Source organism: Streptomyces sp. GESEQ-35, from assembly GCF_017948485.1.
Taxonomy (GTDB): Bacteria; Actinomycetota; Actinomycetes; order Streptomycetales; family Streptomycetaceae; genus Streptomyces.
Genome location: NZ_JAFFSX010000011.1, coordinates 66,192 through 79,729 on the forward strand (window position 1 = coordinate 66,192; position 13,538 = coordinate 79,729).

Annotated in this window: 12 protein-coding genes and 1 pseudogene; 11 read left to right on the forward strand and 2 right to left on the reverse strand. The window is 70.1% G+C overall.

Translation table 11 applies throughout. The annotated features are described in order from the left end of the window. The first annotated feature begins 32 nt into the window (after positions 1–32). The 4 genes from KCH87_RS22190 to KCH87_RS22205 are packed head-to-tail and all read left to right on the forward strand — an operon-like array spanning position 33 to position 3,594. Positions 33–956 carry an ABC transporter ATP-binding protein gene (locus KCH87_RS22190; RefSeq protein ID WP_210587953.1) on the forward strand — a complete coding sequence of 308 codons (924 nt, stop codon included), beginning with the start codon at positions 33–35 and terminating at the stop codon, positions 954–956. Further along, entirely contained in the window at positions 953–1,687 is a 735-nt protein-coding gene (locus tag KCH87_RS22195) for an ABC transporter permease (RefSeq protein WP_210587954.1), read from the forward strand. The genes KCH87_RS22190 and KCH87_RS22195 overlap by 4 nt, the downstream gene beginning before the upstream one ends. A 25-nt stretch (positions 1,688–1,712) precedes the next feature. Next, positions 1,713–2,969, forward strand: coding sequence for a sensor histidine kinase (locus tag KCH87_RS22200; protein WP_210587955.1), 1,257 nt, complete (start codon positions 1,713–1,715; stop codon positions 2,967–2,969). Then, positions 2,959–3,594, forward strand: coding sequence for a response regulator transcription factor (locus KCH87_RS22205; protein ID WP_210587956.1), 636 nt, complete (start codon positions 2,959–2,961; stop codon positions 3,592–3,594). Before KCH87_RS22200 ends, KCH87_RS22205 begins: the two co-directional genes overlap by 11 nt. Here the strand turns inward: KCH87_RS22205 and KCH87_RS49200 are convergent. Both KCH87_RS49200 and glgX read right to left on the reverse strand, forming a co-directional pair. Further along, positions 3,595–3,786 (reverse strand): annotated as a pseudogene (locus KCH87_RS49200) (twin-arginine translocation pathway signal protein); the annotation flags it as partial. 256 nt (positions 3,787–4,042) lie between these two features. After that, the gene (gene glgX, locus KCH87_RS22210; protein WP_210587957.1) at positions 4,043–6,301 is read right to left on the reverse strand and encodes a glycogen debranching protein GlgX; all 2,259 of its coding nucleotides are present in this window, start codon (positions 6,299–6,301) and stop codon (positions 4,043–4,045) included. Positions 6,302–6,454: 153 nt separating this feature from the next. Here glgX and KCH87_RS22215 point away from each other — a divergent pair, with 153 nt between their 5' ends. From KCH87_RS22215 to KCH87_RS22245, 7 genes are all read left to right on the forward strand, one after another. Next, the gene (locus tag KCH87_RS22215; RefSeq protein ID WP_210587958.1) at positions 6,455–7,705 is read left to right on the forward strand and encodes an Ig-like domain-containing protein; all 1,251 of its coding nucleotides are present in this window, start codon (positions 6,455–6,457) and stop codon (positions 7,703–7,705) included. Positions 7,706–7,888: 183 nt separating this feature from the next. After that, positions 7,889–9,121: an Ig-like domain-containing protein gene (locus KCH87_RS22220; RefSeq protein ID WP_210587959.1), complete on the forward strand. Its 1,233-nt coding sequence runs from the start codon at positions 7,889–7,891 to the stop codon at positions 9,119–9,121. 105 nt (positions 9,122–9,226) lie between these two features. After that, positions 9,227–9,994 carry an enoyl-CoA hydratase/isomerase family protein gene (locus tag KCH87_RS22225; protein WP_210587960.1) on the forward strand — a complete coding sequence of 256 codons (768 nt, stop codon included), beginning with the start codon at positions 9,227–9,229 and terminating at the stop codon, positions 9,992–9,994. Positions 9,995–10,280: 286 nt separating this feature from the next. After that, positions 10,281–10,784, forward strand: a complete 504-nt coding sequence (locus tag KCH87_RS22230; RefSeq protein WP_210587961.1) for an ATP-binding protein — start codon at positions 10,281–10,283, stop codon at positions 10,782–10,784. A 70-nt stretch (positions 10,785–10,854) separates the two neighbouring features. After that, complete coding sequence (locus KCH87_RS22235; RefSeq protein ID WP_210587962.1) at positions 10,855–11,619, forward strand: polysaccharide deacetylase family protein; 765 nt, start codon at positions 10,855–10,857, stop codon at positions 11,617–11,619. Further along, positions 11,619–12,794 (forward strand): YncE family protein, encoded by a 1,176-nt coding sequence (locus tag KCH87_RS22240; RefSeq protein ID WP_210587963.1) that lies wholly within the window; start codon positions 11,619–11,621, stop codon positions 12,792–12,794. Before KCH87_RS22235 ends, KCH87_RS22240 begins: the two co-directional genes overlap by 1 nt. A 95-nt stretch (positions 12,795–12,889) precedes the next feature. Further along, positions 12,890–13,492 (forward strand): ADP-ribosyltransferase, encoded by a 603-nt coding sequence (locus tag KCH87_RS22245; protein WP_210587964.1) that lies wholly within the window; start codon positions 12,890–12,892, stop codon positions 13,490–13,492. Positions 13,493–13,538: the final 46 nt, after the last annotated feature.

The following is a 13,538-nucleotide window of genomic DNA, read 5'->3' on the forward strand; positions in this document are numbered from 1 at the left end:
GGCGGACCCCGCCCCGCCGGGACCCTCGGAGCATGCCATCCACACCCGTCATCGAAGTCAGCGGACTGCGCAAGTCCTACGGCGGCCGGGCCGTCGTCGACGGTGTCTCCTTCACCGTCGAGGAGGGCGAGATCTTCGGGATCCTCGGCCCGAACGGCGCCGGCAAGACCACCACCGTCGAGTGCGTCGAGGGCCTGCGCGTCCCCGACGCCGGCCGGGTCCGGGTCGCCGGGCTGGATCCGGTCGCCGACCACGACCGGGTCACCCGCGTCCTCGGCGCCCAGCTCCAGGAGAGCGAACTCCAGGCCAAGCTCACCGTGCGCGAGGCGCTGGAGCTGTACGCCGCGTTCTACGACGAGCCCGCCGACTGGCGGCCCCTCGCCGAGCGTCTCGGGCTTACCGCCAAGCTCACCTCACGGTTCGGCAAGCTCTCCGGCGGCCAGAAACAGCGCCTGTTCATCGCGCTCGCGCTGATCGGCAACCCCCGCATCGTCGTCCTCGACGAGCTGACCACCGGCCTCGACCCGCGCGCCCGCCGGGACACCTGGCAGCTCATCGAGGAGGTGCGGGACAGCGGGGTCACCGTCCTGCTCGTCACCCACTTCATGGAGGAGGCGCAGCGGCTCTGCGACCGGATCGCCGTGATCGACCAGGGGCAGGTCGCCGCCCTGGACACCCCGGCCGGGCTGATCCGCCGCTCCGCCGGCGCCACGGTGATCACCTTCACGCCGTCCGCGCCACTGGACGAACGGGAGCTGGGCGCCCTGCCCGCACTGGCCTCCGTCGAGCACAAGGACGACCGGATCACCCTCGCCGGCAGCGACGAGACGGTCAACGCCGTGATCACGCTGCTCGCCCGCCACCACATCACCGCCCACCAACTGCGCGTCAGCGACGCCACGCTGGACGACGCGTTCCTGGACCTCACGAAGACCACGACGGAGACCACGCCATGAACACCGCCGTACTGCGCACCGAGGCCCGTCTGCTCGCCCGCGAGCCCGGCAGCCTCTTCTGGATCGTGTTCTTCCCGCCCATGCTGGTGGCCATCCTGGGCGCCGTCCCGGCGTTCCGCGAGACCCAGGACGAGCTCGGCGGCCTGCGCGTCGTCGACATGTACGTTCCCGTGGCCGTGCTGGCCGGCATGATCGTCGCCGGGGTCCAGTCGATGCCGAACGGCCTCACCGGTTACCGGGAGCACGGCATCCTGCGCCGGATGTCCACCACGCCGGTCAAACCGTCGGCGCTGCTGTCGGCGCAGATGCTGGTGCACGCCCTGGCCGCCGTGCTCTCGGCGCTGCTCGCGCTCGCTGTCGGCCGGTTCGCCTATGACGTACGACTGCCCGAGCAGCCGTCCGGCTACCTGCTCGCGCTGGTCCTCGCCGTCCTCGTCTCGCTCGCCCTGGGGTCGGTGATCTCGGCGGTGTCCCGGACGGTGAAGATCGCGGGCGCCGTCGGGACGGTGGTGTTCTTCCCGATGCTGTTCTGCGCGGGCGTGTGGCTGCCGGTGCAGGCCATGCCCGACGTCATGGCCGACATCGTCGGGTTCACGCCGTTCGGCGCCGCCGCGCAGGCCCTGGGCGAGGCCATGGTGGGCGACTGGCCCAGCTGGTCCCACCTGGGTGTGATGGCGGCCTGGACGGTGGTTCTGTCGGTGTCGGCGGCGCGCTGGTTCCGGTGGGAGTAGGCGGCCCGCCGTGCAGACTGGAGGGATGACCGCGGTGGACACGGACATCGAGCGACGCTGGGAGCTGATCCGCAGCAAGGGTCCGTACGGGCTGCTCGCGGTCGCCACGCTGCTGTCGTTCGCCACCGCCGAGCTGATGCCGAGCACCGCGGAACGCAACGCGGTCGCGGTGCTGGTCGCCGCGGGTTTCGGGCTCCAGCTGTGGTGGGGCCGGGCGAGCCGCAGCCGTCCGGGCCCGTCCACCGCCGGCACGGTCTACTACACCGTGCGCTGGGCGATCGGCTTCGCGCTCACCTGGCTGAATCCGTTCTTCGCGTTCTACGCGGTCACCGGCTACTTCGACTCCGACGAGCTGATCCCGGGGCGGCGGCTTCGGTGGCTCGGCCCGTTCGCCTGCTCGATCGGTGTGTCGGGCGCGCAGGCCGGGGGGCTGCCGTTCGAGGAGCCCGTGCAGTGGGTCGTGTTCGCCGGGCTCCTGGTGGTCAACAACGTGATCCTGACGGTGGTCGGCCACCTCACGTCGCAGCAGGAGGAACGCTCCCGTGCCCGGGCCGAGACCATCGCCGAACTCGAACGCACCAACACCGCGTTGCAGCAGGCCCTCGACGAGAACGCCGCCCTTCACGCCCAACTCCTCGTCCAGGCACGGGAGGCCGGGGTCGCCGACGAGCGGCGCCGGCTCGCCGCCGAGATCCACGACACCCTCGCCCAGGGCCTGACAGGCATCATCGCCCAGCTCCAGGTCGTCGCGAACGCCCAGGACCTGGGGACCGCCCGCACCCACCTCGAACGCGCCTCGGACCTGGCCCGCCACAGCCTCGGCGAGGCCCGCCGCTCCGTGCACAACCTCGCCCCCATGGCGCTGGAGCACGACGGCCTGCCGCAAGCCCTGAAGAGCACGGTCGCCGAATGGGGTGAGCGGACCGGAATCCGCGCCGAGTTCACCGTCACCGGCACCGTGGAACAACTCCACGACGAGGTCTCGGCGACGCTGCTGAGGATCGCCCAGGAGGCCCTGTCCAACGCGTCCCGCCACGCACACGCCACCCGCCTCGGCGTCACCCTGAGCTTCATGGGCGACGAGGTGGTCCTCGACATCCGCGACGACGGCCGGGGCTTCGACCCGCTCGCGCTCCGGACACGCACCCACACCGGCGGCTTCGGCCTCGACGGCATGCGCGCGCGGGCGGAACGCATCGCCGGCGCGTTCACGGTCGAGTCCGAACCGGGCCACGGCACCGCTCTGTCGGCTCGCGTACCTTTGGTACGCCATGAGCGATGACGCGACCGTCTCCGTCCTGATCGTCGACGACCATCCCGTCGTACGGGACGGTCTGCGCGGCATGTTCGAGTCCGCACCCGGATTCACCGTCCTCGGCGAGGCGTCGGGCGGTGTCGAGGCGGTCGAGAAGGCCGCCGCCCTCGACCCCGACGTGATCCTGATGGACCTGCGGATGCCGGGCGGCGCGGGAGTCGACGCCATCCGCGAGCTGACGCGCCGGTCCGCCCGCGCCAAGGTGCTCGTCCTCACCACGTACGACACCGACTCCGACACCCTCCCCGCGATCGAGGCGGGCGCGACCGGCTACCTGCTGAAGGACGCCCCACGCGACGAACTCTTCACCGCGGTCCGCGCGGCGGCCGAGGGCCGCACGGTCCTCTCCCCGGCCGTCGCCTCCCGCCTGGTCTCCGCCGTCCGGGCCCCCGGCAACGAGCCCCTCTCCGCCCGCGAGCGCGAGGTCCTGACGCTGGTCGCCAAGGGCACGTCCAACCGCGAGATCGCCCGCGTCCTCTTCATCAGCGAGGCCACGGTCAAGACCCACCTCACCCACCTGTACGCCAAGTTGAGCGTCAAGGACCGGGCGGCGGCGGTGGCGGTGGCGTACGAACGGGGGATCCTCGGCTGATCAGGAGGCGGGCGGGTACGGCAGCAGACCGTCCGCGATCTTCTCCCAGGCAGCCTTCAGCTCGGCCAGCAACTCCGGTTCGTCCGGGGCGAGATCGGCCTGTTCGCGGGCGTCGGCGGCCAGGTTGTAGAAGTGGTCGGCCTTGGTGTCGTCCTGGTAGTACTTCCAGTCCCCGCGCCTGAGCGCCCGGTGCAGCGGCTGAACCGGGTTGGCGAGCCGGTTGCGGAGGTTCCTGGTGGGCGAGTTGGTTTTCTCGCCCCCGCCGCCCTTACCCTTCCCATCCCTGGGGGCTGCGCCCCCAGCCCCCCGCTATCGGCCTGAACGGCCTCGTCCTCAAACGCCGGACGGGCTGGAAAATCAGCCCCTCCGGCGTTTGAGGAGCGGGGGTCCAGGGGGCGGAGCCCCCTGAAGGACGGGACGGGTAGGGGCGGCGGGGGCGCAAGACTCCTCAGCCGACCACCCTCAGCAACAGCACAGCCCGCGCCGGCACCGTGATCGCCGCCCCCGCCCGGTGCTCCACGCCCGGCGCCTCGTCCTGGTCCTCACGCGAGGTGTCGACGACCACCTCGTACCGCTCCGCCCACGGCGGGCCCGGCAGGACGAAGCTCACCGGCCGGTCCCCGGCGTGGAGCACGGCCAGGAAACTGTCGTCGAGGATCGGCGCCCCCCGCTCGTCCCGGCCCGGGATGTCCCGCCCGGAGAGGTACATGCCCAGCGTGGCGGCGGGCGCGTACCAGTCGCGTTCCGTCATCTCCGTGCCCCGCGCGGTGAACCAGGCAAGGTCCCGCAGCCCGTCCGCCGAGTGCGCCCGCCCGGAGAAGAACGCCCGGCGGCGGAGCACCGGATGCCGGTGCCGCAGCTCGATCAGACGGGCGGTGAGGTCGAACAGCGCCCGCCACCCCGGCTCCTGAAGCAGCCCCCAGTCCAGCCAGCTGATCTCGTTGTCCTGGCAGTACGCGTTGTTGTTGCCCCGCTGCGTCCGCCCCAGCTCGTCGCCCGCGACCAGCATCGGCACCCCCGTGGACAGCAGCAGCGTCGTCAGCAGGTTCCGCAACTGACGCCGTCTGAGCGCCCGTACCCGTTCCTCGTCCGTCTCTCCCTCGGCCCCGCAGTTCCACGCGCGGTTGTCGTTCGTGCCGTCCCTGTTGCCCTCGCCGTTCGCCTCGTTGTGCTTGCGCTCGTACGACACCAGGTCGCGCAGCGTGAAACCGTCGTGCGCGGTGATGAAGTTGACCGAGGCGTACGGGCGCCGCCCGCCCCACGCGTACAGGTCGCTCGACCCCGACAGCCGGTACCCCAGATCCCGTACGTCCGGCAGCGCGCCCCGCCAGAAGTCCCGTACGGCGTTGCGGTACCGGTCGTTCCACTCCGTCCACAGCGGCGGAAAGGACCCCACCTGATAGCCGCCCGAACCGACGTCCCACGGCTCGGCGATCAGCTTCACCCGGCGCAATACCGGGTCCTGGGCGATGACGGCCAGGAACGGGGAGAGCATGTCGACGTCGTGCATGGAGCGGGCCAGCGCGGCCGCCAGGTCGAAGCGGAAGCCGTCCACGCCCATCTCGGTCACCCAGTAGCGCAGGGAGTCCGTGATCAGGCGCAGTACGTGCGGCTGGACGACGTGCAGGGTGTTGCCGCAGCCGGTGTAGTCCGCGTACCGGCGTGCGTCGCTCTGAAGGCGGTAGTAGCCGCGGTTGTCGATGCCTTTCAACGACAGCATCGGGCCCAGCTCGCCCGCCTCCGCCGTGTGGTTGTAGACCACGTCGAGGATGACCTCGATCCCGGCCGAGTGCAGCGCCCGCACCATGCGCTTGAACTCGCCGACCTGCTGGCCCGCCGTGCCCGTCGCCGCGTAGGCCGCGTGCGGGGCGAAGTAGCCGATGGAGTTGTAGCCCCAGTAGTTCTTCAGACCGCGGCGCAGCAGATGGTCCTCGTGCGCGTACTGGTGCACGGGCAGCAGCTCGACCGCCGTGACGCCGAGCCGCACCAGGTGCTCGATGGCCGCCGGGTGCGCCAGACCGGCGTAGGTGCCCCGCAGCTCCTCGGGGATCCCCGGGTGCAGCTTGGTGAATCCCCGTACGTGCAGTTCGTAGATGACCGAGTCCGCCCAGGGCGTCTTCGGCCGCCGGTCGTCCGCCCAGTCGTCGTCGTCCTGGACGACCACGCCCTTCGGGACGAACGGCGCCGAGTCCCGGTCGTCGCGCACGGTGTCCGCGACCTGCTGCTGGGGCCAGTCGCGGACATGGCCGTACACCTCGGGCGGCAGGCTGAAGTCGCCGTCCACCGCGCGGGCGTACGGGTCGAGGAGCAGCTTGGCGGGGTTCCAGCGGCCGCCGGTCCATGGGTCCCAGCGGCCCTGCACGCGATAGCCGTACCGCTGGCCGGGCATCACGCCGGGCACGAAGCCGTGCCAGATCTCGTGCGTCAGCTCGGCCAGCCGGACCCGCGTCTCCTTGCCCTCCGGTCCGAACAGGCACAGCTCGACCGCCTCGGCCCCGCCCGCCCACAGCGCGAAGTTGGTGCCCGCCACCCCGTCAGGGCCGACCCGGAAGCGGGCCCCCAGCGGCATCGGCGCCCCCGGCCACACCGGTGCACCCGGCGGCACCGCACGCCGCGCACCGTTCACGACGGCGCGCTCCTCGGTCACGGCTTCCTGTTCGGCAGCGCGCCCCTCGGCCACCGCCTCCTGCTCGGCTGCGCTGGACACGTGACAGCCTCCCACGGCTCGCGGAACGACCCGCAAGAAGAGCAAGCAGCGTCCCGGCCGCGGCTCCCCGTCTCGTCGTCCTCCCCACTCTTCTGCCCAGAGCTTGGGTCGCACTCACGTTTCCCAGGAGCAGGCCCGGTCGTTGGGGTCGTTGTGAGGCACGTACATGGGCGCGCACGGCGCGCGAGGGCCGCACTGGCCGCCGTACTGACATGGGCAGGACTGCTGGCCGGAGCCGCCGGATGCACTTCGGGCGGCTCGGACGGATCCGGTGTCGACGAGGTGTTCGGCAAGGCCCGGGCACCCGAGGACACCATCCGCGTCTGGCCCGACGACGGCAGCAAGGGCGTGGCACCCGACACGAGGCTCCGGGTACGGCTGCCCAGCGGGCGCCTGGAATCGGTCAGGGTCGTCAAGTCCCAGGACGCCCAGGAGACCCCGGTCTCCGGGCACATCTCCGAGGACGGCCTGCGCTGGGAGCCCGACGACGAGAGGCTCGCGCTGGCCGCCAAGTACACCATCGACGCGGTGGCCCTGGACGCCCGGGGACGACGTTCGGCGCGGCACACGACCTTCACCACGTACGTCCCCGAGGAGCGGTTCATCGGGTACGTCGCCCCGGAGAACCGCTCCGTCGTCGGCACCGGAATGATCGTCTCCCTGGAGTTCAACCGGGAGATCGTCAACCGCGCCGCCGTCGAACGCGCCGTCCACATCACCTCGAAGCCGGCCGTCGAGGTCCGCCCGCACTGGTTCGGCAGGGGCCGCCTCGACTTCCGCCCCGAGCAGTACTGGAAACCCGGCACCCAGGTCACCGTGTCCCTGCGCTGGCGCGACGTCGAAGCAGCGCCCGGCGTCTACGGACTCCAGTACAAGACGCTGTCCTTCACCGTCGGCCGCAGCCAGGTCTCCCTGGTCGACGCCCGCGCGCACACCATGGAGGTACGCCGCGACGGCGAACTGCTCACCACCGTGCCGATCACGGCCGGCGACCCCAAGAACACGACGTACAACGGCAAGATGGTCGTCACCGAGATGCTCGAACTGACCCGGATGAACGGCGCCACGGTCGGCTTCAAGAAGGCCAACGGCAAGAGCGAGTACGACATCAAGGACGTCCCGCACGCCATGCGCCTCACCGACTCCGGCACCTTCCTGCACGGCAACTACTGGGCGCCGGACACCGTCTTCGGCCGGACCAATGTCAGCCACGGCTGTGTGGGCCTGCGCGACTCGAAGGGCGGCAGCTCGGACACCCCGGCGGGCTGGTTCTTCGACCGCAGCCTGATCGGGGATGTCGTCGAGGTCGTCCGCAGCAATGACAAAAAGGTCTCTCCCGACAACGGCCTCGGAGGATGGAATATGGGTTGGAAGGAGTGGAAGGCGGGCAGTGCGGTGAAGTAACAGGAGTGGGGGGCGGGTTGACCGACATTCTGTTGATGTTCGGTACGGAACAGTGACAATCATGAAGCGTCGACGCCCCTGGCCTTGTGGTTAATATGCGCCGAGCGCGCGGGACGCGCCGGGGAACGGGCCCGACCAGGCCCGGCAAGGGTCCGCAGGACGGGCCCGGCGAGGGGAGCAGACTTGAACGTGCGGCCGATATCGGGGGCGTCGGTTGACGCGCGGGGGCGACGCAGGAAAGTGGCCGCGGTGATGTGCGGGCTGCTGCTGGCGGTCACCGCGTGCGGCGGAGGCGGTTCGGACTCGGGGTCCGGACCCGGCAAGGGCGAGGACTCCACCCAGGCCGAGAGCAAACAGTCGCAGGCGGTCGTGACGATAGCCCCGAAGGACGGCGCCAAGTCCGTCGACACCAACGGCGCCCTCAAGGTCAGCGCCGCGAAGGGCAAGCTGACCGAGGTCCAGGTCAAGGACGCCAAGGGCGACGAGATAGCCGGGGAGATCACCGGCAGTGGGACCGGCTGGACGCCGTCCACCCACCTCGCCGCGTCCACCAAGTACACGGTCCACGCGGTCGCCGAGGACTCCGAGGGACGCAAGGCCGCCGAGGACTCCAGCTTCACCACCCTGACGCCGCAGAACACGTTCATCGGTGAGTTCACCCCCGAGGACGGCTCCAAGGTCGGCGTGGGAATGCCGTTCTCGATCCGCTTCACCCGGGGCATCACCGCCCCGGCGGACGTCGAGAAGGCCATCAAGATCAAGACCGAGCCCTCCGTCGACGTCGAGGGCCACTGGTTCGGCAACGACCGGATCGACTTCCGCCCCGAGAAGTACTGGAAGACCGGCACCAAGGTCACCGTTGAACTCGACCTCGACGGTGTCGAGGGCCGCGACGGCGTCTACGGCAAGCAGGCCAAGACCGTCTCCTTCACCATCGGCCGCAGCCAGATCTCGGTCGTCGACGCCAAGAAGCACACCATGCAGGTGAAGCGGGACGGCAAGGTCGTCAAGACGATCCCCGTCACCACCGGCAAGCCCGGCTACGACACCTGGAACGGCCAGATGGTCATCACCGAGCAGCTCACGGTGACCCGTATGAACGGCGAGACGGTCGGCTACGGCGGCGAGTACGACATCAAGGACGTCCCGCACGCCCAGCGCCTCACCACCTCCGGCACCTTCATCCACGGCAACTACTGGGGCGGCGGCGCCTTCGGCAACTACAACGCCAGCCACGGCTGCATCGGCCTGCAAGACGTCCGCGGCGGCTACGACAGCGGCGTCCCGGCCGCCTGGTTCTTCAACAACTCGATGGTCGGCGACGTGGTGGTGGTGAAGAACTCCAACGACAGGGTGGTGGACCCGGACAACGGGTTGAACGGCTGGAACATGTCGTGGGAGAAGTGGATCTCTTGAGGGACGTGAGGTGAAGCGCCCCGAAAGGGGCGCGGGGAACTGCGCGACCAGCCACGACGAACCCGCACTATGACGACGGCATTAACCACCGTTAACCTGCGGAGCATGACCGTGAATCTCGAAGTCGCCGAAGGCATTGGCACCCTCCGCCTCGACCGTCCTCCGATGAACGCGCTGGACGTCGCCACCCAGGACCGCCTCAAGGAACTCGCCGAGGAGGCCACGCGCCGCGAGGACGTTCGCGCCGTGGTGATCTATGGCGGCGAGAAGGTCTTCGCGGCCGGCGCGGACATCAAGGAAATGCAGGCCATGGACCACACCGCGATGATCCTGCGCGCCCGCGCCCTGCAGGACTCCTTCACCGCCGTGGCCCGTATCCCCAAGCCGGTCGTCGCCGCCGTCACCGGCTACGCACTGGGCGGCGGCTGCGAGTTGGCGCTCTGCGCGGACTACCGCATCGCCGGTGAGAACGCCAAGCTCGGCCAGCCGGAGATCCTGCTCGGTCTGATCCCGGGCGCGGGCGGCACCCAGCGGCTGGCCCGTCTGGTCGGCCCGTCCAAGGCGAAGGACCTGATCTTCACGGGCCGCCAGGTCAAGGCCGACGAGGCGCTGGCGCTGGGCCTGGTGGACCGGGTGGTCCCGGCCGCCGAGGTGTACGAGGCGGCGCACACGTGGGCGGCGAAGCTGGCGCAGGGTCCCGCGATCGCCCTGCGCGCGGCGAAGGAGTCCATCGACACGGGACTGGAGACGGACATCGAGACCGGCCTCGCCGTGGAACGGAACTGGTTCGCGGGCCTGTTCGCCACGGAGGACCGCGAGCGCGGCATGCGCAGCTTCGTCGAGGAGGGGCCGGGGAAGGCGAAGTTCCTCTGAGATCTCCCTCTCAAACTCCGCTGAGAGCCTTGCAATTGACGCGATGTCTGATCCGGGTCCCTCGATGGGGCGGTTTATGGGAGCCTTAAGGCAACCTTAAGCCTGTCTTGTCGAGGGAGTCTGTCGATTGCCTCCAATCGAGCCTTCGCCGCAGGTCGGCGGGGCTGTAGTCGGCCCCGAACTGCCTATGGCATATGCCGATCAGTCTGTATGGAATGAAGGATTCCGGGGGGCGTATTCCGCGGAGACGGCCCCGGAGGGCGCTGAGGGCGGCCATGATGGGGGCATGGCGGGGCTGGAGGGTATCGAACAGCCGCGGGGACACGGCCGTGCGACCGCGGCGCGGTGGTCGCCTGCGGTAGAGGACGAACACGCTCTCAAGGCGCTGGAGTTGTTCGGCAACCCGACGGAGGCGGAGGTTCCGCTGCCGTCCCGCCCGGAGTCCGCGGCCACGGCACGCCGGCTCACCCAGGTCGTCGTACTGCGTCAGTGGGGGCTCACCCCGAAGATGACGGAGGACGCGGTCTTACTCGTGTCGGAACTCGTCGGCAACGCCGTACGGCACACCGGCGCCCGCGTCTTCGGACTGCGGCTGCGCCGTCGCCGGGGCTGGATCCGGGTCGAGGTCCGCGACCCCTCGCGGGGGCTGCCCTGTCTCATGCCGGTCCAGGAGATGGATGTGAGCGGGCGGGGGCTGTTCCTCGTCGACAAGCTGTCCGACCGGTGGGGCGTGGATCTGCTGCCGCGAGGGAAGACGACGTGGTTCGAGATGCGGGTCAGCGACAGGTAAAGGCGCCGTGACTACACCGCCAATCGGGGCAATCGCGAGTTTTCGGACATAACACCCCTTAAATGGTGCGGTGACCACCACCGACCGACGGGCGGCGCTACGTGCCGGAGCCGGCCTCGTTGCCGCGGGCGCGCTCGCCGCAGGGTGCACCGCAACCGGCGCAGTAACCCACCACACCCGCCCTCCCCGCCCGTCTGCCCAACCCCCCGCCCCCGGCCCCCGCCGCTTCCCCCGGCACCCCGCCCAGATCACCCACGGCCCCCGCGGCCACCCCCGCGTCGCCCTCACCTTCCACGGCGCCGGCGACCCCGCGACCGCCCGCTCCCTGCTGGACACGGCCGAACGGCACGGCGCCCATGTCACCGTGCTCGCCGTCGGCAGCTGGCTCGACGAACACCCGGAACTCGCCCGCCGCGTCCTCGACGGCGGCCACGACCTCGGCAACCACACCCAACGGCACCTGGACGTCAACGCGATGTCCGAGGCCGAGGCCTACGCCGAGATCACCGCCTGTGCCGAGCGGCTGAAGCGGCTCACCGGATCGATCGGCACCTGGTTCCGCCCCTCCCGCGCCGCGCGCGCCTCCCCGCTCGTCGAACGGCTGGCCCGCACCGCGGGCTACCCCCACGTCCTCTCCTACGACGTGGACTCCCTCGACTTCACCTCGCCCGGCCCCGACGCCGTCACCGGCAACGTCATGGGCGGAATCCGGGGCGGATCGGTCGTGAGCCTGCACTTCGGCTACACGGACACGGTCGCCGCGCTCCCCGCCGTACTGGAAGCACTCGACCGCCGCGGACTGCGCGCGGTCACCACCACGGAGCTGCTGAGCTGATGCACCGGAACCTCGTCAAACGCACCCTCATCGCGGGCGTCGCCCTCGCCGCGCTCGCCGCCTGCGGCACCCAGTCCAAGGACCCGGCGCCCCAGGCCCTGAACACCAATGCGGCCGTGCCCGCGCCGCCGAAGAAGACCGTCCAGGGCCTGCCCGGCATGCCGCCGGTCCTCGACCCGAAGGACGTCTACGCGGCGGACAGACCCAATCAACTCTCGCCCGTGGTCAAGGACTTCCCGTCCCGGGTCTACGTCCCCAACACCGAGTCCGACACCGTCTCGGTCATCGACCCGAAGACGTTCGAGATCATCGAGACGATCCCCGTCGGCCGCCAGCCCCAGCACGTCGTCCCGTCCTGGGACATGAAGACCCTCTGGGTCAACAACAACCGCGGCCACACCCTCACCCCCATCGACCCGAGGACCGGCAAGGCGGGCAAGGAGGTCGAGGTTCACGACCCGTACAACCTCTACTTCACGCCCAACGGCAAGTACGCCGTCGTCATGGCCTCCCTCGACCGCGAACTCGTCTTCCGCGACCCGCACACCATGGAGACGGTCAAGACCGAACCGGTCACCTGCTACGGCGTCAACCACGCCGACTTCTCCGCCGACGGCAAGTACTTCATCGTCTCCTGCGAGTTCAGCGGTGAGCTGCTGAAGGTCGACACGGAGAAGATGGAGGTCGTCGCACAGCAGAAGCTCCCCTTCGAGGGCGCCATGCCGCAGGACGTGAAGATCTCCCCGGACGGCAAGAAGTTCTACATCGCCGACATGATGGCCGACGGCATGTGGGTGCTGGACGGCGACAGCTTCACCGAGCCCACCCTCCTGCCCACCGGCAAGGGCTGCCACGGTCTGTACGTCAGCCGGGACTCCCGCGAGATGTACGTCTCCAACCGCGGCGAGGGCTCCGTCTCCGTCTTCGACTTCACGCAGAACAGGCTCACCAAGAAGTGGCACCTGCCCGACGGCGGCAGCCCCGACATGGGCGGCGTCTCGGCCGACGGCAAGGTCCTGTGGCTGTCCGGGCGGTACGACGCCGAGGTGTACGCCATCGACACCCGCACCGGCACCCAGCTCGCCCGCATCCCGGTCGGCGCCGGCCCGCACGGCCTCGCGGTCTATCCGCAGCCGGGGCGCTACTCGCTGGGGCACACGGGCATCTTCCGGTGATGCAGAGGCCCGTACGTAAAGGCACGTGAACGGACACGCCGCCGTACGAGTGAAGATCCACAGCCCGCCGCCGCAGACACGGAATCGTGCCCCGCATGATCACAACTCGTCTGCGGCGGCGTGCCGTTGCCGCCGTCCTGTCCCTCGCGGCCGTCCTCTCCACGGCGGCCGCCACGGTCCCGTCCACGACGCCCGCCGCGAAGGCCGCCGCCCCCGCCTGTCCCCAGGTCTACGACCCGATCCGGGCCGCCGCCGACCGCCGCGTCGACATCTCCCGCATCACACCCGACCCGGTCTGGCGCAAGACCTGCGGCACGCTGTACCGCGCCGACGGACGCGGCCCGTCGATCGTCTTCGAGGAGGGCTTCCTGCCGAAGGACGTCGTGGGCGGCCAGTACGACATCGAGCAGTACGTCCTCGTCAACCAGCCCTCGCCGTTCGTCTCCACCTCGTACGACCACGACCTCTACAAGACGTGGTGGAAGTCGGGCTACAACTACTACATCGACGCCCCCGGCGGCATCGACGTCAACAAGACCATCGGCGACACCCACAAGTGGGCCGACCAGGTCGAGGTCGCCTTCCCCGGCGGTATCGCCCGGAAGTACATCATCGGCGTCTGCCCGGTGAACAAGACGACCAAGGTCGAGATCATGAGCGGCTGCGAGAGCAATCCGCACTACGAGGCCTGGCACTGAGCAGGGGCGCCACTTGAGTCTCCACCCACTGGAAGGCCCAGACTCG

Excerpts from the sequence above, each read along its gene's own strand:
- KCH87_RS22190 (WP_210587953.1), top strand. The coding sequence starts at position 33 with ATGCCATCCACACCCGTCATCGAAGTCAGCGGACTGCGCAAGTCCTAC.
- KCH87_RS22195 (WP_210587954.1), top strand. The coding sequence starts at position 953 with ATGAACACCGCCGTACTGCGCACCGAGGCCCGTCTGCTCGCCCGCGAG.
- KCH87_RS22205 (WP_210587956.1), top strand. The coding sequence starts at position 2,959 with ATGAGCGATGACGCGACCGTCTCCGTCCTGATCGTCGACGACCATCCC.
- KCH87_RS22240 (WP_210587963.1), top strand. The coding sequence starts at position 11,619 with ATGCACCGGAACCTCGTCAAACGCACCCTCATCGCGGGCGTCGCCCTC.
- KCH87_RS22225 (WP_210587960.1), top strand. The coding sequence starts at position 9,227 with ATGACCGTGAATCTCGAAGTCGCCGAAGGCATTGGCACCCTCCGCCTC.
- KCH87_RS22245 (WP_210587964.1), top strand. The coding sequence starts at position 12,890 with ATGATCACAACTCGTCTGCGGCGGCGTGCCGTTGCCGCCGTCCTGTCC.
- KCH87_RS22200 (WP_210587955.1), top strand. The coding sequence starts at position 1,713 with ATGACCGCGGTGGACACGGACATCGAGCGACGCTGGGAGCTGATCCGC.
- KCH87_RS22230 (WP_210587961.1), top strand. The coding sequence starts at position 10,281 with ATGGCGGGGCTGGAGGGTATCGAACAGCCGCGGGGACACGGCCGTGCG.